Below are 20,791 nucleotides of genomic sequence, written 5' to 3'. Positions count from 1 at the left end.
AGCCGAAGAGGACCGATGACCGAAGTCGAGCTGCCCGTACTGCCCGAGACCCAGGCTCCGTGGCCGGCCCGCGACGGGTTGCGGATCACCGGGGTACGGGCGATCGTCACCGCACCCGAGGGACCGCCGCTGGTGGTGGTCCGGATCGACACCAACGAACCCGGACTGTACGGTCTCGGCTGCGCCACCTTCACCCAGCGCTTCGCCGCCGTGGTCGCCACGATCGAGCGGCACGTGGCGCCGATGCTGATCGGCCGACACCCGGCCGACATCGAGGACATCTTCCGGATGGTCCACTTCTCGTCGTACTGGCGTAACGGGCCGGTGACGAACAACGCCCTGGCCGGGGTGGACCTGGCACTGTGGGACATCGCCGGCAAGCGGGCCGGGATGCCGGTCTACGAACTGCTCGGCGGGCGGGTCCGCACCGCCGCCCAGTGTTACCTGCACGCCGGTGGCGCGACCGTGGACGAGACCCTGGACCAGGCCCGGGAGATCATGGCCGCCGGCTACCGGCACGTACGTCTCCAGGTGGGCCAGCCCGGCCTGGGCGCGTACGGCGCCGCCGGGGTCGGTGGCGGCTACCCGGGGCAGCCGTACCCGGACGGCTGGGACGTCCAGCAGTACCTGCGCACCACACCGGCGCTCTTCGCCGCCGCCCGTAGCGCGCTCGGCGACGAGGTCGAGTTGCTGCACGACGTGCACAGTCGACTCACCGCGAAGCAGGTGGTGCTGTTGGCGCGCGCGCTGGAGCCGTACCGGCTGTTCTTCCTCGAAGATGTGATCGCGCCCGAGGAGTACGACCGGCTGCCCCAGATCCGCGCCGAGTCACCGGTGCCGATCGCGGTCGGCGAACAGGTCAGCTCGGTCGCGGACGCCGCCCGGCTGGTCCTCGGCGGCGGTGTCGACCTGCTGCGGCTGCACATCACCGCGGTCGGTGGCCTGACCCCGACCCGCAAGCTGGTGGCGCTCTGCGAGCTGACCGGGGTGAAGACGGCCTGGCACGCCCCGGCGGACGTGTCGCCGATCGGGGCGGCGGCGAACGTGGCCCTGGACGTGACCACACCCGCGTTCGGCATCCAGGAGGGACACGAGTACGACGACGCCGCCCGCGAGGTCTTCCCCGGCACGCTGGTGGCCCGCAACGGCTACCTCTACCCGAACGACGCCCCGGGCTGGGGCATCGAGCTCGACGAGCGGGTGGCGGCGAAGTATCCGCCAGAGACCCACCTGCACGAACGCTGGTCGGCCCGGGTACGTCGTCCGGACGGCGGCATCGAGGCCCCCTGACCGGCCGGCGCTCATCGATCCAAGGTGACGAACCAACCGCCGCTCAACGGCCGAAGGTGACCAACCAGCCACCGCTCAACGGCCGAAGGTGACGAACCAGCCGGCGTGGTCGGTGCGGCGCATCGGGTACGCCCTGGTCCGCGCGATCGGCAGACCGTCGCTGACCACGAACTGCTGGACGTTGCCGTCCCCGATCCGCCGGTAACCGGTCGGGACGCAGGCCCGGATGTCCGGCGACCCGCCCTCGCGCAGGTTGAAGTCACCGCCGACCACCACCGGAGCGGTCGGGCCGAGCGTCGCCCGCATCGCCGGTATCTCCACGTCGAACAGTCGCCGGCACTGCGCCAGCGCGATCGACCCGGCGATGAAGGTCAGGTGGGTGGTGCAGGCCTGGTAGTTTCCGAGCGCCGCGACGCAGAGCCAGACCCGCGACTCGTCCGGGCTGCCACCCTGGTCGGGGTAGAGCCCGTTGAACACCGACACGCCGGCCCACCGGGCGACGGGCACCCGGCCGAGGATTCCGATGCCGTACCGGTCACCGTTGCGGCACCGGTAGGGTCGCGACACGTCGACGAGTTCGGCCGCCGGCTGGAACGCCCAGAAGACGTGGTCGTCGGGGAAATCCCCGGCCATCGCCGGGTGCAGGTTCGCCACGTCGTCGCGGCAGATCTCGTTGAGCGTCACGATCTGCGGACGGAGTTCGGTGATGACCGAGTACGCCTCCTCCACCGCCCGGCCCTTGTTCAGCGCCGGGTAGCAGCCGGCGAACCCGCTGTTGCAGAGGTTGAGCTGCAAGACGCTGGCCGGAGGGGTGCCGGGCGGCCCCGACACGTCCGAACCGGCCACCTGGTCGTACGCGGCACCGCCGAGCCCGCCCAGTTCGGCGCAGGGGCCAGGTCCCGCCCCGGGGCAGAAGGTATGGACCTCGGCCACCGGGTCCACGCCCACCGCCGACCGGTCCGACCGGACGAACGCGTCTCCGCCGAGCACCGCCGCCATCAGCAGCACCGCGAGCACGGCGACGGACCGGATCGCGCGGTGCCACGAGCGCCTCGGGGAGGAAGTCATCCGTACGCCAATCCGTCCGTCACCGGCGGTAACGCCGTCGATGCCGCACCCGCGGCGGGTGAGATCCGGCCCAAAATAGCCCATCGCCCGCTTCGCCCTCGACCGCTGCCCCACCCTTGCGGCAGCGCCGACGCGCACCGTCCCGGTCCGGTCCGGCACCGGTATGCTCGGGGGGTCAGTGCCTCACCGTCGATGGCCCGCGTGCGCCGCGAAGCACGTTTCCCGTGAACGACAACCGAACTGGCGGAACCGCCAGCATCGCGTGAGCCCGGCCCAGCCGGGCCCGAGCGTCCGGATCCGATCCCGGGCCGACCTGCGCGCGGCCCGCCGCCCCCGAGCGCACCGCTGCTGGGGCCATCTGATCGCCGCCCCGCTCTGGCCGCTGCACGAGGCGAACCTCGGCACCCTGTTACGTACCTGCGACGCGGTCGGCGCCTGCCTGGCGGTGCCGCCGTTCGGCTGGGTGGACCGGGCCCTGCAACGAGGCAACACGCTACGCCGGCCGACCTGTGTGCACCGGGTCGGCAACCCGTTGCGCTGGCTGGCCGCCGAACGCGCCTCCGGCTCGCACATCCTCGGGGTGGAGTTGGCCGAGGAGGCGGTCCGGTTGGCCGACCTGCCGCCCGCCCGCCGCCGTACGGTCGTGCTGCTCGGGCACGAGGCGGACGGCATCCCGCCGGAGGCGCTGGACCTGCTCGACACCGTGGTCGAGATCCCGATGGTCGGCACCGGGTTGAGCCTGAACGTGGCGGTGGCCGGCTCGCTGGTGCTCTACAAACTCGCCGGACTCACCTGATCGCGGAACGTACCCACCGTGCACCTGGGCTCCGAGTCCGCGGGGCGGTGCGGTGCGCGGTGTCCGTCCACCCGGAATGACGAGCCGGGCCGTTGTCCAGATCACTGTCCGGTTGTTGACTGTTTGTCTTTGCGCAGGTCGCCTCGACCGCCCCGGTCACCCGTACCGAATCGGGGTTTCGCGTGTCAGCCGGTAGGCGCAGTATCGGCGAGGTTCCGCCGGTCGCGGGCACCACCATCCGGCGGATCCCATCCTCTTTCCCGTTCCACCCACCACGAGGAGACACCCCTTGTCTCAGCAGACCGTTTCCCGCCGCTCGCTGCTGGCTGCGGGCGGGCTCACCGCCGCCGGCGCCGCCGGTGTGCTGGCAATCGCCACCCCGGCCGCCGCCCAGCCTGCCGAGCCGCCGGCACCGACCCCCACCACCGCGCTCAACCGCCTCGTCGCGGGCAACAAGCGCTTCTACAAGGGTGACGCCCGGCACCCACACCAGAGCATGAAGGACCTGCGGGAACTGGCGAACGGCCAGCACCCGTTCGCGATCACGCTCGGCTGCGCCGACTCCCGGGTCGCGCCGGAGCTCCTGTTCGACCAGGGCCTGGGTGACCTGTTCGACAACCGGGTCGCCGGCAACGTCGTCGACGACCTGATGCTGGGCAGCATCGAGTTCGCCATCGAGGAGTTCGGGGTGCCGCTGATCGTGGTCCTCGGCCACGAGCGGTGCGGCGCCATCACCGCCACCGTGGACGCCATCGAGCACGGCGGCGAGGCCCCGGGGCACATCGGCAGCATCGTGGCGGCGCTGCGCCCGATCGTCGAGCCCCTGATCGGCGGTCCCGGTGACGTGGTCGAGGCGGGCGTACGGGCCAACGTGCTCGCCCAGGTCCAGTACCTGCTCGACCACAGCGAGATCGTCCGGGAGAAGGTGCACGCGGGCACCCTGGGCGTCGTCGGCGCCCGCTACGACCTCGACAACGGCAAGGTGACCCTGCTCGGCTGAGCCCACCCGGCCACCGGCCGGCCCGGCTCCCCCCGGGTCCGGACGGCAAGGTGCCCCGGTCCGCGTCGAGCGGACCGGGGCACCTCGTTCTTGTCGGTACGACCGCCGGTTACGGCAGGATGCGCTTGTCCGCGTCCAGGGGCGCGCTCAGCCGGATGGTGATGAACTCGTTGTTGTCCGGCTGGCCCGGGGTACGTCCGTTCGACGACGGGAAGTTGTTGTCGTTGAGGACGCCGAGCGTCCGGTCGTCGAGCACGACCAGGCCCTCGATGGTGGTGAACGGGAACCGGAACACCGGCCCGAACCCGCCGATGTTGTGCGGGTTGGCGATGTTCAGCAGGTCCGCGACCAGGGTCTTGTCGACCTTGCCGTCCCGGTCCCGGTCCCGCCGGTCGATCAGGTAGACCTTCTTGACCAGGGCACCGGCACCCTCGCCGCCGTCGCGTTCGATGACCAGCATCCGGTTGTTGTCGACGCTGATCGCGTCACCGATGGCGTGGTTCGGCGAGTCGAGCTGGTAGGTCCACGTCGCCCCGGTGTAACGGCCGGCGACCAGGTCGAACTGGTAGAGCCGCAACGCTCCGGCCGGGTCACCGGCGACGGTGCCCTCCAGCAGCGGGTAGAGCGAGCGGCCGTCCGGGGAGAGCGCCATGCCCTCGAAGCCCTTGCTGCTGGGCAGGTTCGGCTGACCCTCCGGGTTCTCCGGGGCCCGGACGCCGGGCAGCGGCACCGGCGCCTGGAGCAGGCGGCCAGCCCGGTCGAAGTGGAGCAGGTACGGGCCGAACTCGTCACCGAGCCAGTACGAACCGTCCTTGCCGCGCACCATCGACTCGACGTCGAAGTCGGCGCCGGTCAGCACCCGGTCGGCCCGGGTCAGCGGGAACGGCACGAACTTGTTCGGGTCGGTCAGGCTCAGGCCGCCGAGTACGTCGACGCCGCCGGTGCCGAAGTTCGGCGCGACCCGCTGGATCCGCAGCACGAAGTCCGCGCTGTTGGCCTTGTTACCGAAGCCGTTGTCGGAGAGCACGTCGAAGGTGCCGTCGGCGTTGCGCTGTACGCCACTGAAGCCCTGCACCGGCTGGTCGGCGAAGGGTGCGGTGACCCCGTTGACCGGGGCGGTGCCGAGCAGTGAGCCGGACGGCTCGCTGCCCGGGACCCAGGTCAGGGCCGGAAGTGAGGCAAAGTTGGTGAGCGTGGCCTGGCGGAACGGCTTCGCCGGTCCACCCTGCCCGGTGAGGTTGACCTCGGTACGGTCGGCCCCGATGAGGTTGGCCGCGGCGGTGGGCACGGCGAGTACGGCGAGCGTCAACGCGCCGATTCCGAGGCCGAGCCCGAGCCGTCGAGCGGTAGCTGTCATGGCCGGCACGGTAGGCGTCCCACCTGAACACCGCCTGTCCACCGGGGTAAGGAAGGGCCCCTTGTTATCGCTTTCTGTATAGGAAGGGGCCCTTCCTAACGCCTGGGTCAGGTGCGGTTGGCGAGCAGTCGCCGCTCGGCCACGGCGAGCAGGGTGTCGCTGAGCTTGCCGAGCAACGCGAGCAGCAGGATGGCGAGCAGGATCACGTCGGTGCGGCCGGTGTTCTGGCTGTCGATCAGCAGGAACCCCAGCCCCATCGAGGAGGCGATCAGCTCGGCGGCGACCAGGAACAGCCACGACTGGGCCAACGCCAGGCGCAGGCCGGCGAGCACCGGCGGTGTCGCGGCCGGCAGCAGCACCGTACCGAGCAGTCGTACGCCGCTGCGGCCGTACGCCCGGCCGACCTCGACGAAGTGCGGGTCGACGTGCGCCAGTGCGGACGCGACCGTGGTGTAGACCGGGAAGAAGGCGCCGATCGCGACCAGCACGACCTTGGGGGTTTCGCCGATGCCGAGCCAGAGCAGCAGCAGCGGCACCCAGGCCAGCGACGGAATCGCCCGCAGCGCCTGCACGGTTGGGCCGAGCAGCACCCGCAGCAACGGCGAGAGCCCGACCAGGCCACCCAGGGCCAGGCCGGCGCCGCTGCCGACGAGGAACCCGATCACCACCCGCTGGCTGCTGATCGCGACGTGGTGCCACAGTTCGCCCCGAGCCAGCAGTTCGCGCAGGGCCAGCAACACGTCGTACGGCGGCGGCAGTTGCGCCGGGGAGTAGATCTCCGCCGCGACCACCGCCTGCCAGATCGCGAGTACGGCGAGCGGCACCGGCAGACCGGCGGCGGCGTGCAGCAGCCGCCGGCGGCGGCGCGTCCCGGAATTGGCTGGTCCGGACCCGGACCGCTCCGGTGGTGGCAGCGGCCCGGCCCGGTCCGCTTCACCCCCAATCACGCCACCCACGCCAATCACGCCACCCGCGCCACCCGCGCCACCTGCGCCACCTCCGAAACCTGTGCCACCTGCGAAACCCGCGCCACCCGTGCCATCCGTTCCATCCGCGCCATGCTCGGCTGCCAGCGTCACGGCTTGGCCCGCGACTGGGCGAACCGGGGCTCGAACAGCGTGTCGAGGGCGGCACGGGCCTCGGCGTCACTGCGTACGTTGCCGTCGGCGACCAGGATCGGCAGCACCCGCTCGAAGACCTGCCGCTGCGCCGGTCCCGGTACGGGATCGACGGCGAGCCGGGTCCGTTCGGCGAGCACGACCCGGGCCACCTCGGCGGAGACCTTCGATTCCCGGGCCAGCAGCTCCACCGCCTGGTCCGGGTGCTCGGTCAGCCAGGCCCGGGCCCGCTCGTACGCGTCGACCACCGCCTGCACCAGCTCGGGATGGGCGGCGATGAACTCCTCCCGGGCGTTGAGCACGCCGTAGGTGTTGAAGTCGAGGTTGCGGTAGATCAGCTTCGACCCGGCGTCGACCTGGCTCTGCGCCATGTGCGGGTCGAGCCCGGCCCAGGCGTCGACGTCACCGCGTTCCAGCGCGGTCTTGCCGTCGGCGTGCTGAAGGTTGACCACCGAGACGTCCGACGGCGACAGTCCGGCCCCGTCGAGCGCCTGGAGCAGGAAGAAGTACGGGTCGGTGCCCTTCGTCGCGGCAATCTTGCGCCCCTTGAGCTGGGCGACCGACGTGACCGGGGAACCCTTGGCCACCACGATGGCGGCCCACTCCGGCTGGCTGAAGACCTCGACGGTCTTGATCGGCGACCCGTTCGCGCGGGCGACCAGCGCCGCCACCCCGGCGGTCGAACCAATGTCGATCACCGCCGCGCGCAGGTTCTCGTTGGCCTTGTTGCTGCCGGCGGAGAGCTGCCAGCTCACCGTGACCCCCTTGGCGGCTAGGTCGGTCTCCAGCCACTTCTGGTCCCGCAGCACGAGGCTCTCCGGGTTCCAGTAGGCGTAGTCGAGCCGCAGCGCGACCGTCGACCCGTCGGTGGCCTTCGATCCCGAGTCCTCACCGGCGACGCAGCCGGTCAGCAGCCCCGCCATCGCGGCCAGCGTGAGCGCGGCCCGGACCGGGACACGGATGGTCTTTCGCACAGCAGATCCCTTCGGACGGTCGGATGGTGCCCGGACGGGCCGGGTGCTGGTGGTCGCCGGTGGCGGGTGGCCTAAGGGCCTTCCCGCCGACGCGGCCCGGTCGACGCGGCCCAGTCGACGCGGCCCGGTCGACGCGGGCTCAGGGCGTCTGCGCGGCCACGTCCGCAGGCTCGAGGCCCGTCCGGGCGGCCACGTCGGCAGAGGTCGCCGGGGTACGTCGCGGTACCCCGAGGCGGTCGAGCAGCTCGCCGCGCAGTCCGGTCAGAACGGGGTCGGCCCGGTCCCGTGGGCGTACCGACGGCACGTCGACGACCAGTTGGATCGTCGAACCCGGATCGGATCCCCCGGGTCGCGCCGGACCGAGCAGCACGATCCGGTCGGCGAGGCGCAGTGCCTCGTCGACGTCGTGGGTGACCAGCAGGACGGTGGCTCCGGTAGCCCGTTGCACGTCGTCGACCAGGTCCTGCATCCGCAAACGGGTCAACGCGTCCAGGGCGGCGAACGGCTCGTCGAGCAGCAGCACCCCCGGTCGGCGGGCCAGCGCCCGGGCCAGCGCGGTGCGCTGAGCCATGCCGCCGGAGACCTGGCGAGGGCGGTGTCCGGCGAACTCGGCCAGCCCGACGACGGCGAGCAGGCGGTCCACCTCGGCCCGGGCCTCGGCGCGCTCGACACCGGCGGGCAGCCCGAAGGCGACGTTGCGGGCCAGGGTCCGCCACGGCAGCAGGCGGGGTTCCTGGAAGACCACGGCGGTACGCGACTCGATTCCGCGTACCGGTCGCCCGTCCACCTCGACCAGTCCCCCGGTGGCCCGGTCGAGCCCGGCGACGAGGCGCAGCAGGGTGGACTTGCCGCAGCCGGAGGGGCCGAGCAGGGCGACGACCTCACCGGCGGCGACGTCGAGGCTGATGTCGCGCAGGACGGTACGGGCGGCGGTGCCGCCGCCGAAGGTGCGGCCGACCCGGTCCAGCCGTACCGGTGCGGGCCGGGTGGCCGGCGTCCGGCCTGCGGCTCGTGGCGCTCGCTCCACGATCGACACTCCGGCCTCCCTGGCGCCCGACGACGTATCCGTCGGCACCGGATTCGCCCGGGTGCCGAACCTGACCGACACACCTTACCGACATTTCCTATCGGTTGAGCAGACTTGAAGTCGGGTTCCGGGGTGAGTCCGCGAGACCACGCCTGCGCCGGACGAACAGATGGCGTCCATGCGGAACGGGTCCGGCAACGCGTGGTCGATCGTGTTCTCGCCGGCCGGCGCGTTCGTCCGGGGCTTCGACCACGAGTCGCCGATGAGCCCCGCCGGCAACTACGACGAACTGTGGCCCGGGCTGGTCGACACCGTGCCGGAGGTCTTTGCCGCCTGCGTCGACGAGCCGGCGTTCAGCTTCGAGGGCACGCTGGAGGCGACGGTCTGCCTGTGGCGGCGGTACGGCGACGACCGGTGGCACGCCGGAGTTATCGACTTCCCGGACGGTGATGACCCGGACGGTGCCAACCGGCTGTTCGAGGTGCTGGTGGAGGGCACCCCGGCGGCGTACCAACGCTTTGCCGAGGACTACTACGAGACAGCCGTGGACGTCGACGCGGTCGGCGAGGTCTTCGCGCTGCGTCCGCTCACCGACGAGTTGGTGCGACGCCTGAGCGCCGACCTGACAACGGACGACCTCGCCGAGGACCTGGCCGGGATCGGTTACCCGGAACGGGCGCGAACCCGCGTCAGCCGCCGAGCCGGCGCACCATGTTCATCACCGTCTCCAACTGCAACCCACCCTTGATCGGGTACGCGGTGCTGCCCAGGTACCCCCACCAGTCCCAGCACCCGTTCGGGTTCACCGCCGACGCCGTCGCCTGCGGGTAGAGCACGATCAGCCGGTTGGTGTCGGCGTACTGGTTGAGGTTGGCCCGGTCCACGAAAGCCGTACCCACGCTGTTGTAGCCCTGCTGGCAGCCGTGCAGCGCCACCAGCAACCGGCAGGACTGCCCGGACGCGCAGGTCGACGGCACGTACGCGAACCCGGTCGCGCCCATGCTCAGCCCGGCGGCGTACCCGTTCACCGCGAACGTGTTCTGGTTGAAGCTGGTCAACGTGCCACCGAGCGGGCCGGGGTTCGGCGCGGCGACCGTGCCGAGCAGCTTGCGCAGGAAGGTGTTCTGCGGGTCGGTGCCGCAGTCGTTGAGGAACGGGGACACCGTCGCCGCGCAGGCCCCGGTGCCGTACGGGGTGACCCAGGCGTGCCCGGCCGACGAACCGCTGTCGTACTGCACGCTCGCCCCGAAGTGCTGGTAGTAGCGGACCAGGTCGTCGGTGACCGACTTCTTGATCGCGGTGTCGTTGTTGCCGTGGTAGACGTACACCGGCTGGCCGGAGAGCCGGCTGACCGGGTCGACCCAGCCGTAACCGGCCCAGGTGCGGGTGTACGCCTGGAGGTTGGTCAGGTACGTCGGCAGGCTGTTGTCGGCACATCCGTACAGCGCCTGGCTGACGTTGTTCTGGGCGCAGTAGTACGGCCCGGCGGCGAAGACCGCCGCCCCCTTGATCCTGCCGGAGTAGGCCACCTGCATCTGGGTGGCCAGGTAACCACCGGAGGAGACCCCGGCGACGTACACCCCGGAGACCTGGTACGTCCCGAGCGAGCCGGCCACCGGCACCTTCGTGTACGGGTTGACCCCCGCCTGGGCCGGAGCGGCTGCGGTGGCGGTGGCGGTGGCGAGGAGCAGAAGGGTCGCGGCGGTGGCGGCGACGGTACGTGCGAGGAACCTCATGGGACGCCCTCCTGGCCGAAGACGCCGACGGTTGGGGCACGGCGTGCACCGAGGCTAGGAGGGGCGCGCCGGGAGACAACACCCTTTCCGGTGACATGGTTCGATGCGTACCAGTGTGGCCGGACGCCACGGCCCGACCTCGCGGCAGCGGGTCGGGCCGTCGGAGGTCAGGGCGTCGTCGTCACTGGCCGGCGACCGGCGCCGGCTGGCGCTGGTAGTCGGGCTTGTGCGTCGCGGTCGCCTCGACCGCCCACTCCAGGGCGTAGTCGGCGACCTCCTGCCAGCCCGGCTGCCCCAGGGTGAAGTGTGTCCGGCCGGGATACCCGTGGTAACCGGTGATGGCCCGCGACCGCCGGTAGCGGCCCGCGTTGGACTTGTTCAACACCGCCGGGCAGACATGGTCGGCACCACCGGCGATGAACAGCAGCGGCGCCCGGTCGCTGTTGGCGAAGTTGACCCGCAGCGCCGAGCGGGGGTTGAAGTTCGCCATCGCCCCCTCGAACAGCACTCCCCCGGCAGCGGGCACGTGGTAACGCCCGTAGATCCGGTTGGACTCCTCCCGGCTGAGGGTGTTGGTGAAGGCATAGTGGAACTGGTCCGGACTCAGCGGTACGGCCTTGCGCCGGTTGCCCAGGCTGCGCAGGATCGGCCAGGCGGACCGGAGCGTCGACAGCGGCAGCCGGTAGACGCCCTTCACCGCGGCCGAGTCGATCACCACCGTCGCCCCGCCGAGTCCCCGGTCCGCCAGCACCTGGGCGAACGCCCCACCGAAGGAGTGGCCCATGATGATCGGCGGGCGGTCCAGGTCCCGGATGATCCGGTCGTAGTGGTCGATGATCCGGGTGACGTTGAGTTTCGCGATCGGCGCCGGATTCCGCCGGAGTTGCTCGACCTCGCCGTCCATCCCGGGCCAGGCCGGGGCCAGCACCCGGAAACCGGCCCGGCTGTAGTGCTCGACCCACTGCTCCCAACTGCGCGGCGTCATCCACAGCCCGTGGATCAGCACGATGGTGTCGGCCGAGCTGCGATCGGCGGGGCTGCTGCTCATGATCTCCTCCTGGCCGTGACGGCGGACGGGGTATGCACACGCCCGGGGCGGTTACCCGCCGACAGACCAGCCAACCCCACGGACGGAACAACCAACCCACCGGCAGAACTACCAAGCCCACCGACGGACCCACCCAACCTCACCGGTCGACCAGCCGTCCCGCCGTCCCGCCGCCACGGCCCGTACCGGAAGTGCACTTCTGGCTGGTCAGATGCTCCCTGTCCGGATCCGGCCCGGACGGAAGCGGCCAGTGCGACACCGACCAGTAGCACTGGCACCGTGATCGATACGTCACCGTTCGGACACCCACCGGTGAGCGGACCGAGAACCAAAGCGCCTAGTCTCCGTTCATGACCCGGTTACCAGCCGAGCCGAGCCTGGCCGCTGACTTCCCGCCCACAACACCGGCCCAGTGGCGCGAACTGGCGCTCGCGGTGCTGCGCAAGAGCGGTGTCGCGGACGAGGACACCCCCGCCGAAGCCGTCGACGACCTGCTCGCGCGGACGACGTACGACGGCATCCGAGTGACCCCGCTCTACACCGCCGCCGACGCCCTCCCCCCGGCCACCCCGCCCGGGACAGCACCGTTCACCCGGGGCGGGCAGCCGACCGGCACCCTCGGCGCCGGCTGGGACGTACGCCAACGGCACGCCGACCCGAACCCCACCACCACCCGGGAGGCGATCCTCGCCGACCTGGAGAACGGCGTCACCTCGATCTGGCTGGCGCTGCCACCGGGCGGACTCGACCCGGCCGCCCTGCCCGCCGTGCTCGACGGGGTCTACCTCGACGTGGCCGGGCTGGTCCTCGACGCCGGACCGGCGACCGAGCAGGCCGCCACCGCGCTGTTCGCCCTGGCCGCCGCCAACCCGAAGGTCGACCCGCGCGAACTCAACGGAAGCCTCGGCGCCGACCCGCTGGGCTGGCAGGCCCGCACCGGCGAGGCCGCCGACCTCCGCCCGACCGCCGCACTCGCCACCCGGTGCGCCACCGACCACCCCCGGCTACGGGCGATCACCGTCGACGCCACCGTCTACCACGACGCCGGTGCCAGCGACGCCGAGGAACTCGGCTGCGCGGTCGCCGCCGGGGTCGCCTACCTGCGGGCGCTGACCGACCAGGGGCTCGATCCGGCCACCGCCCTCGGACAGTTGGAGTTCCGGTACGCCGCCACCGCCGACCAGTTCCTCACCATCGCCAAACTCCGGGCCGCACGACGGGTCTGGGCGCGGGTGGCACAGGTCTGCGGCGTACCCGACGCGGGCGCGCAACACCAGCACGCCGTCACCTCGTCGGCGATGATGACCGCCCGCGACCCGTGGGTGAACATGCTCCGTACCACCCTCGCCTGCTTCGCCGCCGGGGTCGGCGGGGCCGACGCCGTCACCGTGCAACCGTTCGACGCCCGACTCGGCCTCCCCGACGGGTTCAGCCGCCGGATCGCCCGCAACACCCAGTCACTGCTGCTGGCCGAGGCGAACATCGGCCGGGTGATCGACCCCGCCGGCGGCTCCTGGTACGTCGAGCGGCTCACCGAGGAACTGGCCCGGGCCGCGTGGACCTGGTTCGTCGACATCGAACGCGCCGGCGGACTCGCCTCGGCACTGCACGGCGGTCTGGTCGCCGACCGGCTCGCCGCCACCTGGCAGCGACGTACGGACAACATCGACCACCGGCGCGACCCGATCACCGGGGTGAGCGAGTTCCCCCTCCTCGACGAGGTCCGACCGGAACGCCCACCGGCACCGGCGCCGCCGACCGGCGGGCTGCCCCGACACCGGTACGCCGAACGGTTCGAAACCCTCCGGGACCGCTCCGACGCCCACACCACGGCCACCGGCACCACGCCGACCGTCTTCCTCGCCACCCTCGGTCCGATCGCCGCCCACACCGGGCGGGCCAGCTTCGCCGCGAACCTCTTCGCCACCGGTGGAGTCGCCACCACCCGAGGCGGCGCCGGGACCGACCCGACCGAGATCGCCGCCGCGTTCACCGCCAGCGGCGCCACCGTCGCCTGCGTCTGCGGCACCGACAAGGCGTACGGCACACTCGCCGAACCGGTGGCGGCGGCCCTCGCCGCGGCCGGCGCACGACGGGTCTGGGTCGCCGGCCGACCGGCCGGGTACGACCACGTGGACTCCTACCTGTACACCGGCTGCGACGCGGTGCGGGTACTCGAAACGACGCTACGTGACCTGGGGGTGGCGTGATGATTCCCGACTTCACCGACATCGAACTCGGCGAACCCGACCCGGGCGGAGTCGACCTCGACCGGTGGCGGGCGATGGTACGCGACCAGACCGGCGTGGACCCGGACAAACTCGCCTGGGAGACACCGGAGGGGATCAGCGTCGCCCCGCTCTACACCGCGAACGACCTGACCGGCCTGGACTTCCTCGACACCCTGCCCGGCATCGCGCCGTTCCTGCGCGGACCGTACCCGACCATGTACACCACCCAGCCGTGGACGATCCGCCAGTACGCCGGATTCTCCACCGCCCAACAGTCCAACGCCTTCTACCGGCGCAACCTCGCCGCCGGTCAGAAGGGACTGTCGGTCGCCTTCGACCTGCCGACCCACCGGGGCTACGACTCCGACCACCCCCGGGTCACCGGCGACGTCGGCATGGCCGGGGTGGCCATCGACTCCATCTACGACATGCGGGAGCTGTTCGACGGGATCCCGCTCGACCGGATGAGCGTGTCGATGACCATGAACGGCGCCGTCCTGCCGGTCCTGGCGCTCTACATCGTCGCCGCCGAGGAACAGGGCGTCAGCCCCGAACAACTCTCCGGGACCATCCAGAACGACATCCTCAAAGAGTTCATGGTCCGCAACACCTACATCTACCCACCCGGGCCGTCGATGCGGATCATCTCCGACATCTTCGCCTACACCTCCACCCGGATGCCCCGGTTCAACTCGATCTCCATCTCCGGCTACCACATCCAGGAAGCCGGGGCCACCGCCGACCTCGAACTCGCCTACACCCTCGCCGACGGCATCGAATACCTCCGTGCCGGCCGGGCCGCCGGACTCGACATCGACGCGTTCGCCCCCCGGCTGTCGTTCTTCTGGGCGATCGGCATGAACTTCTTCATGGAGGTCGCGAAACTCCGCGCCGCCCGCCTGCTCTGGGCCAAGCTGCTGCGCGAGTTCGAGCCGAAGAACCCCAAGTCGTCGAGCCTGCGCACCCACTGCCAGACCTCCGGCTGGTCACTGACCGCCCAGGACGTCTACAACAACGTCGTACGCACCTGCGTCGAGGCGATGGCCGCCACCCAGGGCCACACCCAGTCCCTGCACACCAACGCGCTCGACGAGGCACTGGCCCTGCCCACCGACTTCTCCGCCCGCATCGCCCGCAACACCCAACTCGTCATCGCCCAGGAATCCGGCACCACCGGCGTCATCGACCCGTGGGGCGGCAGCGCGTACGTCGAACGCCTCACCCACGACCTCGCCACCCGCGCCTGGCAGCACATCCAGGAGGTCGAAGCCGCCGGCGGCATGGCCCAGGCCATCGACCAGGGCATCCCGAAGCTCCGGATCGAAGAGGCGGCGGCCCGCACCCAGGCCCGGATCGACTCCGGCCGCCAACCCGTCATCGGCGTCAACACCTACCGGCCCACCGCCGACGAGGCGATCGACGTACTCCGGGTCGACAACACCGCCGTACGCGCCGAACAGATCGACAAGCTCAGCCGCCTGCGCGCCGAACGGGACCCCGTCGCCTGGGCGGCCGCGCTCGACGCCCTGCGCGACGCGGCGGCCAGCACCGACACCAGCACCCAGGGCGACCTGTCGCGGAACCTGCTCGCGCTCGCCGTCGACGCCGCCCGCGCCAAGGCCACCGTCGGGGAGATCTCCGACGCCCTCGAGCAGGTCTACGGCCGGCACGCGGCCCAGATCCGTACCATATCAGGGGTGTACCGCGACGAAGCCGGCCCGGACAGCACCATCGAACAGGCCCGCGCCGCGACCGCCGCCTTCGCCGCCGCCGAGGGACGCCAACCCCGCATCCTCGTCGCCAAGATGGGTCAGGACGGACACGACCGGGGCCAGAAGGTCATCGCCACCGCCTTCGCCGACCTCGGCTTCGACGTCGACGTCGGCCCCCTGTTCCAGACCCCGGCCGAGGTCGCCCGCCAGGCCGTCGAGGCCGACGTGCACATCGTCGGCGTCAACTCCCTGGCCGCCGGGCACCTCACCCTGGTCCCCGCGCTACGCGACGAACTCGCCGCGCACGGCCGCCAGGACATCATGATCATCGTGGGCGGAGTCATCCCCCCGCAGGACTTCGACGCCCTCCGGGCCGCCGGAGCCGCCGCCATCTTCCCGCCCGGAACCGTCATCGCCGACGCCGCCCTCGACCTGCTCACCGAGCTCTCCGGCCGGCTCGGTCACCCGGCGCCCAGCACATGACCCGACCCGCCCCCGACGTCGGCGAGTACGCCAAGGGCGTACTCGCCGGCACCCCGGCCTGGATCGCCCGCGCGATCACCCTGGTCGAGTCCCGCCGCCCCGACCACCGGGCACTCGCCCAACAACTGCTGGTCACCCTCACCCCGCACGCCGGCAACGCCCGCCGGATCGGGGTGACCGGGGTGCCCGGCGTCGGCAAGTCCACCTTCATCGACGCGCTCGGCAGCCAACTCACCGCCGACGGACACCGGGTCGCCGTACTCGCCGTCGACCCCTCCTCCACCCGCACCGGCGGCAGCATTCTCGGCGACAAGACCCGGATGGCCCGACTCGCCACCGACCCGGCCGCCTTCGTCCGTCCCTCCCCCACCGCCGGCACCCTCGGCGGCGTCGCCCAGGCCACCCGCGAGGCGATGGTCGTCGTCGAGGCCGCCGGCTACGACGTCGTCATCGTCGAAACCGTCGGCGTCGGACAGTCCGAGACCACCGTCGCCGACATGGTCGACACGTTCCTGCTGCTCGCCCTCGCCCGCACCGGCGACCAACTCCAGGGCATCAAGAAGGGCGTGCTCGAACTCGCCGACGTGATCGCGGTCAACAAGGCGGACGGCCCGCACGCCACCGAGGCCCGTGGCGCCGCCCGCGAACTCGGCAGCGCCCTGCGACTACTGCGTACGGGCGACGGCGGCGGCTGGCAACCACCCGTGCTCACCTGTAGCGCCCGCGAGGGCACCGGGCTGACCGAGGTCTGGCGACAACTCGTCGCACACCAGGAGACCCGCCGCGCCAGCGGCGAACTCGACGCCCGCCGACGCCGCCAACAGGTCGGCTGGCTCTGGGACCTGGTCCGCTCGGCGCTGCTCGACCGGCTACGGGCCGACCCGGCGGTCACCGCACTCGCGCCGGACCTGGAACGCCGGGTCCTCGACGGCACCCTCACCCCGGCACTCGCCGCCGACCAACTGCTCGCCGCCTTCAACGACCCGCCCTGAGCTGGTTCCCACCGGAGCCTCACTGCGGCAACTGGGCGATGTGCCGCAGCTTGTTCATCGCGTCCAGAGCCGCGACCTTGTACGCCTCGGCCAGCGTCGGATAGTTGAACACCGCGTCGACCAGATAGTCGACACCGCCACCGCAGCCCATCACCGCCTGCCCGATGTGCACCAGCTCGGTGGCGTTGGTGCCGAAGATGTGCACCCCGAGCAGGGTCCCGTCGGCCGGCGACACGAGCAGCTTCAACATCCCGTACGAGTCACCGACGATCTGCCCCCGGGCCAGCTCACGGTAGCGGGCCACACCCACCTCGAACGGCACCCGGGCGGAGGTGAGTTCGTCCTCGGTCCGACCGATGAAACTGATCTCCGGGATCGAGTAGATGCCGATCGGCTGCTGCCGTGACAGCTCGCGTACCGGCTCGTCGCAGGCGTGGTGTCCGGCCAGCCGGCCCTGCTCCATCGAGGTCGAGGCGAGCGCCGGGAACCCGATCACATCACCGACCGCGTAGATGTGCGGCACGTCGGTGCGGAACCACTCGTCCACCTTGATCCGGCCCCGGCTGTCCGCACTCAGCCCGGCCCGCTCCAGGTCCAGCCGGTCGGCGGTGCCCTGGCGGCCGGCGGAGTACATCACCGTGTCGGCGGCGATCCGCTTGCCGCTCTCCAGGACCGCGATCGCGCCGCGCGGGTGCCGTTCGACCGAGGCGACCGCCTCCCCGAACCGGAAGGTGACCGCGAGGTCGCGCAGGTGGTACTTCAACGCCTCGACGATCTCCAGGTCGCAGAAGTCGAGCATCCGGTCGCGCCGCTCGACCACGGTGACCTTGGTGCCCAGCGCGGCGAACATCGAGGCGTACTCGATGCCGATGACACCGGCGCCGACCACGACCATCGAGTTGGGCACCTGTTCGAGGTTGAGGATGCCGTCGGAGTCGACCACCGTACGTTCGTCGAACGCGACCCCGGCGGGCCGGGCCGGGCGGGTGCCGACCGCGATGACGACCTTCTCGGCGGTGACCGCCGACTCGCGCCCGTTGTGGTCGGTGACCGCGATCGTGTGCGGGTCGGTGAACCGGCCGGTGCCGCCGATCAGCCGGATCCGGTTGCGGGAGAGCTGGTTGCGGATGACGTCGATCTCCCGCCCGATCACGTGCTGGGTACGGGCGGCGAGGTCGGCGACCGTGATGTCGTCCTTGAGCCGGTAACTCTGACCGTACGTCTCACGCTGGCTCAGCCCGGTCAGGTAGAGCACGGCCTCACGCAGGGTCTTCGACGGGATCGTCCCGGTGTTGATGCACACCCCGCCGACCATGTCGACGCGTTCGACCACGCCCACCCGCCGGCCGAGCTTCGCCGCCGCGACCGCCGCCTTCTGCCCGCCCGGTCCGGAGCCGAGCACGAGTAGATCGAAGTCATACATCGCTACAGTCTTCCAAGATCAGGTTTCGGTTGCCCATGCCGTACGCGAACAGCTCTCGGCTCGCGGCCCAATCGAGATCAGCGGCACCGACGAGGGCGCTGCCGGTGATCCGATTCGTCCGGTGTGGACGGGCACACCCCGACTAGCGCATCCTAGGAGGCTAGGTGTGATGGGGTGCGCCATGCTTACGGGCCACGGGGATGGCCATCGGAGGGTTGGTAGACGTGTTTCTGCGGCATCTGGAATACCTCAGCGCCCTGGCCCGCGAGGGTCACTTCGGCCGCGCGGCGGCCGCCTGCTGGGTCAGCCAACCGACGCTCTCCGACGGCATCCGCAAGCTGGAGGCCGAGTTCGGGGTCGCCGTGGTCCGTCGCGGACACCGTTTCGAAGGTCTGACCCCCGAGGGCGAACGGCTGCTGGCCTGGGGCCGACGGTTGCTCGCCGACCGCGACCAGCTCATGCACGAGTTCGGCCAGACCAGTCGTCAGGGCTTGAGCGGGCAACTGCGCCTCGGTGCCGTGCCGGCGTCACTGCCACCGGTCTCGCTGCTCACCGGACCGTTCCGCGACCGGCACCCCGACACCAGTCTCACCGTACTGTCGCTGACCTCCGACGAGATCCTGCGCCGACTGACCGACTTCGAACTCGACGCGGGACTGACCTACCTGCCGGTCGAACCGACGGCGGGTTTCCGGACCGTGCCGCTCTACTCCGAACGCTACGTACTGCTCGCTCCCGAAAGCGGCGACTTCGCCGGGCGGTCCGAGGTCGGCTGGGCCGAGGCGGCCGGACTGCCGCTCTGTCTACTCACCCCGGACATGCAGAACCGGCGCATTCTCGACGGCCTGTTCCGGCGGGCCGGTGTCACCGTGACGCCCCGGATGGAAACGAACTCGGTCTCGACGCTCTGTTCCCACGTACGCAGCGGGCGGTGGGCGAGTGTCATCCCGCAGGCGTGGCTCGGCCTGCTCGGGGTGCCACCGGGAACCCGGGTGCTGCCGCTGGCCAAACCCGCCGCCACCAGCACGGTAGGGCTGGTCGTCCTCGACCGCGACCCGCCCCCGCTGGTCGCCAGCGCGCTGCTGCACGTCGCGGCCGACCTCGACCTGCAACGCGCCCTGGACGACCTGGTCCCGGTGGACCTGGTCGCCGACGCCGCCGGCCCGGATCGATAGGCAACGCCGATCGTACGTTCGGGAACTGCTCATTGTGGCGATCCGGTACGCGGAGCAGGCTGGGAACTGTTCACGGAGCGACCCGGAACTCCCGCACCAGGAATGGCGCGAAGAAAGAGCACCGACGGCGATTCCGGGCCGTGATCCGTCCCCGATCGTAATGAGAGAGGACATCACTCATGGCCAAAGTCCTGTGTGTGCTCTACGACGACCCGGTCACCGGCTACCCCACCTCGTACGCCCGGGACAGCGTGCCGCAGATCAGCCACTACCCGGGCGGGCAGACCGTACCGAGCCCGGAGAAGGTGGACTTCACTCCCGGGCAACTGCTCGGCAGCGTCTCGGGTGAACTCGGCCTGCGGTCCTACCTCGAGTCCCAGGGCCACACCCTCGTGGTCACCTCGGACAAGGAGGGCCCGGACTCGGTCTTCGAGCGGGAGCTCGTCGACGCCGACGTCGTCATCTCGCAGCCGTTCTGGCCCGCGTACCTGACCGCCGAGCGGATCGCCAAGGCGCCGAAGCTGAAGCTGGCGGTCACCGCCGGCATCGGTTCCGACCACGTCGACCTGAGCGCCGCGATCGAGCGCGGCATCACGGTCGCGGAGGTGACGTTCTCCAACAGCATCAGCGTGGCCGAACACGTGGTGATGATGACGCTGTCGCTGGTCCGCAACTACCTCCCGTCGCACCAGTGGGTACGCGACGGCGGCTGGAACATCGCCGACTGCTCGGCCCGCGCCTACGACCTGGAGGCGATGGCGGTCGGTACGGTCGCCGCCGGCCGGATCGGGCTGGCCGTGCTGCGCCGGCTCAAGCCGTTCGACGTGGCACTGCACTACACCGACCGGCACCGGCTCGCCCCGGAGGTCGAGAAGGAGCTGAACCTGACCTGGCACCCGGACGCCGAGTCGATGGTCCGGGTCTGCGACGTGGTGACGATCAACTGCCCGTTGCACCCGGAGACCGAGAACATGTTCGACGACGCGCTGCTGGCGAAGATGAGGCGCGGCTCGTACCTGATCAACACGGCCCGGGGGAAGATCGTCGACCGGGACGCGGTGGTACGCGCACTGGAGTCCGGGCAGCTCGCCGGCTACGCGGGCGACGTGTGGTACCCGCAGCCCGCCCCGGCCGACCACCCCTGGCGGACCATGCCGCACCACGGGATGACCCCGCACACCTCGGGCACCACCCTGTCGGCGCAGGCGCGTTACGCCGCCGGCACCCGCGAGATCCTCGAGTCCTACTTCCAGGGCCGGGCGATCCGCGAGGAGTACCTGATCGTTGACGGCGGGAGGCTGGCCGGGACGGGCCAGCACTCGTACAGCGCGGCGTAGTACGACCGTGCTGTAGCCGCCCCG

At 71.2% G+C, this 20,791-nt stretch carries 16 protein-coding genes and 1 pseudogene; 9 read left to right on the top strand and 8 right to left on the bottom strand.

The genetic code is table 11. The annotated features are described in order from the left end of the window. Window positions 1-15: 15 nt before the first annotated feature. Window positions 16-1,290, top strand: coding sequence for an enolase C-terminal domain-like protein (locus tag ACI2K4_RS03235; RefSeq protein ID WP_404508319.1), 1,275 nt, complete (start codon window positions 16-18; stop codon window positions 1,288-1,290). Between the two features lie 75 nt (window positions 1,291-1,365). Here ACI2K4_RS03235 and ACI2K4_RS03230 read toward each other — a convergent pair whose 3' ends face one another. Then, the gene (locus ACI2K4_RS03230) at window positions 1,366-2,358 is read right to left on the bottom strand and encodes an endonuclease/exonuclease/phosphatase family protein (RefSeq protein ID WP_404508318.1); all 993 of its coding nucleotides are present in this window, start codon (window positions 2,356-2,358) and stop codon (window positions 1,366-1,368) included. Window positions 2,359-2,620: 262 nt separating this feature from the next. Here ACI2K4_RS03230 and ACI2K4_RS03225 point away from each other — a divergent pair, with 262 nt between their 5' ends. Beyond that, the gene (locus ACI2K4_RS03225) at window positions 2,621-3,154 is read left to right on the top strand and encodes a TrmH family RNA methyltransferase (protein WP_404508317.1); all 534 of its coding nucleotides are present in this window, start codon (window positions 2,621-2,623) and stop codon (window positions 3,152-3,154) included. Window positions 3,155-3,443: 289 nt separating this feature from the next. Then, entirely contained in the window at window positions 3,444-4,154 is a 711-nt protein-coding gene (locus ACI2K4_RS03220; RefSeq protein ID WP_404508315.1) for a carbonic anhydrase, read from the top strand. A gap of 109 nt (window positions 4,155-4,263) precedes the next feature. Here ACI2K4_RS03220 and ACI2K4_RS03215 read toward each other — a convergent pair whose 3' ends face one another. The 4 genes from ACI2K4_RS03215 to ACI2K4_RS03200 form a co-directional block, all read right to left on the bottom strand. Next, window positions 4,264-5,511 (bottom strand): esterase-like activity of phytase family protein, encoded by a 1,248-nt coding sequence (locus ACI2K4_RS03215; RefSeq protein ID WP_404508313.1) that lies wholly within the window; start codon window positions 5,509-5,511, stop codon window positions 4,264-4,266. Between the two features lie 107 nt (window positions 5,512-5,618). After that, a complete protein-coding gene (locus ACI2K4_RS03210) occupies window positions 5,619-6,458 on the bottom strand; it encodes an ABC transporter permease (protein WP_404508311.1) in 840 nt (279 codons plus the stop codon). A 128-nt stretch (window positions 6,459-6,586) separates the two neighbouring features. Further along, entirely contained in the window at window positions 6,587-7,603 is a 1,017-nt protein-coding gene (locus ACI2K4_RS03205; protein ID WP_404508309.1) for an aliphatic sulfonate ABC transporter substrate-binding protein, read from the bottom strand. Window positions 7,604-7,742: 139 nt separating this feature from the next. Beyond that, window positions 7,743-8,639, bottom strand: a complete 897-nt coding sequence (locus tag ACI2K4_RS03200; RefSeq protein WP_404508308.1) for an ABC transporter ATP-binding protein — start codon at window positions 8,637-8,639, stop codon at window positions 7,743-7,745. 145 nt (window positions 8,640-8,784) lie between these two features. Between ACI2K4_RS03200 and ACI2K4_RS03195 the strand changes: the two are divergent. Further along, a pseudogene (locus tag ACI2K4_RS03195) lies at window positions 8,785-9,306 on the top strand (hypothetical protein); the annotation flags it as partial. A 13-nt stretch (window positions 9,307-9,319) separates the two neighbouring features. On the opposite strand, the gene ACI2K4_RS03190 reads toward ACI2K4_RS03195, so the two are convergent. After that, a complete protein-coding gene (locus ACI2K4_RS03190; protein WP_404508306.1) occupies window positions 9,320-10,366 on the bottom strand; it encodes a poly(3-hydroxybutyrate) depolymerase in 1,047 nt (348 codons plus the stop codon). A 181-nt stretch (window positions 10,367-10,547) separates the two neighbouring features. Beyond that, window positions 10,548-11,414, bottom strand: coding sequence for an alpha/beta hydrolase (locus ACI2K4_RS03185; RefSeq protein ID WP_404508302.1), 867 nt, complete (start codon window positions 11,412-11,414; stop codon window positions 10,548-10,550). Window positions 11,415-11,764: 350 nt separating this feature from the next. Between ACI2K4_RS03185 and ACI2K4_RS03180 the strand changes: the two genes are divergently transcribed. Genes ACI2K4_RS03180 through meaB form a run of 3 tightly spaced genes read left to right on the top strand, consistent with a single transcriptional unit; the run spans window position 11,765 to window position 16,832 of the window. Next, window positions 11,765-13,624 (top strand): methylmalonyl-CoA mutase family protein, encoded by a 1,860-nt coding sequence (locus tag ACI2K4_RS03180; protein ID WP_404508301.1) that lies wholly within the window; start codon window positions 11,765-11,767, stop codon window positions 13,622-13,624. Then, complete coding sequence (scpA, locus tag ACI2K4_RS03175; RefSeq protein WP_404508299.1) at window positions 13,624-15,840, top strand: methylmalonyl-CoA mutase; 2,217 nt, start codon at window positions 13,624-13,626, stop codon at window positions 15,838-15,840. Before ACI2K4_RS03180 ends, scpA begins: the two co-directional genes overlap by 1 nt. After that, entirely contained in the window at window positions 15,837-16,832 is a 996-nt protein-coding gene (gene meaB / locus ACI2K4_RS03170) for a methylmalonyl Co-A mutase-associated GTPase MeaB (protein ID WP_404508297.1), read from the top strand. The genes scpA and meaB overlap by 4 nt, the downstream gene beginning before the upstream one ends. Window positions 16,833-16,851: 19 nt before the next feature. Here the strand turns inward: meaB and sthA are convergent, their stop codons facing one another. Continuing rightward, window positions 16,852-18,255, bottom strand: a complete 1,404-nt coding sequence (gene sthA / locus ACI2K4_RS03165) for a Si-specific NAD(P)(+) transhydrogenase (protein WP_404508295.1) — start codon at window positions 18,253-18,255, stop codon at window positions 16,852-16,854. Between the two features lie 224 nt (window positions 18,256-18,479). Between sthA and ACI2K4_RS03160 the strand changes: the two genes are divergently transcribed. Then, window positions 18,480-19,430, top strand: a complete 951-nt coding sequence (locus ACI2K4_RS03160) for a LysR family transcriptional regulator (RefSeq protein WP_404508294.1) — start codon at window positions 18,480-18,482, stop codon at window positions 19,428-19,430. A 179-nt stretch (window positions 19,431-19,609) separates the two neighbouring features. Continuing rightward, window positions 19,610-20,767, top strand: coding sequence for an NAD-dependent formate dehydrogenase (locus ACI2K4_RS03155; protein ID WP_404508293.1), 1,158 nt, complete (start codon window positions 19,610-19,612; stop codon window positions 20,765-20,767). Window positions 20,768-20,791: the final 24 nt, after the last annotated feature.

Source organism: Micromonospora sp. NPDC050397 (assembly GCF_044901685.1).
Classification (GTDB): domain Bacteria; phylum Actinomycetota; class Actinomycetes; order Mycobacteriales; family Micromonosporaceae; genus Micromonospora_G.
Note: the sequence above shows the minus strand (reverse complement) of the source record. Positions and strands in the feature narration are given on the sequence as shown.

Excerpts from the sequence above, each read along its gene's own strand:
- scpA (WP_404508299.1), top strand. The coding sequence starts at position 13,624 with ATGATTCCCGACTTCACCGACATCGAACTCGGCGAACCCGACCCGGGC.
- ACI2K4_RS03190 (WP_404508306.1), bottom strand. The coding sequence starts at position 10,366 with ATGAGGTTCCTCGCACGTACCGTCGCCGCCACCGCCGCGACCCTTCTG.
- sthA (WP_404508295.1), bottom strand. The coding sequence starts at position 18,255 with ATGTATGACTTCGATCTACTCGTGCTCGGCTCCGGACCGGGCGGGCAG.
- meaB (WP_404508297.1), top strand. The coding sequence starts at position 15,837 with ATGACCCGACCCGCCCCCGACGTCGGCGAGTACGCCAAGGGCGTACTC.
- ACI2K4_RS03155 (WP_404508293.1), top strand. The coding sequence starts at position 19,610 with ATGGCCAAAGTCCTGTGTGTGCTCTACGACGACCCGGTCACCGGCTAC.
- ACI2K4_RS03185 (WP_404508302.1), bottom strand. The coding sequence starts at position 11,414 with ATGAGCAGCAGCCCCGCCGATCGCAGCTCGGCCGACACCATCGTGCTG.
- ACI2K4_RS03215 (WP_404508313.1), bottom strand. The coding sequence starts at position 5,511 with ATGACAGCTACCGCTCGACGGCTCGGGCTCGGCCTCGGAATCGGCGCG.
- ACI2K4_RS03230 (WP_404508318.1), bottom strand. The coding sequence starts at position 2,358 with ATGACTTCCTCCCCGAGGCGCTCGTGGCACCGCGCGATCCGGTCCGTC.
- ACI2K4_RS03180 (WP_404508301.1), top strand. The coding sequence starts at position 11,765 with ATGACCCGGTTACCAGCCGAGCCGAGCCTGGCCGCTGACTTCCCGCCC.
- ACI2K4_RS03235 (WP_404508319.1), top strand. The coding sequence starts at position 16 with ATGACCGAAGTCGAGCTGCCCGTACTGCCCGAGACCCAGGCTCCGTGG.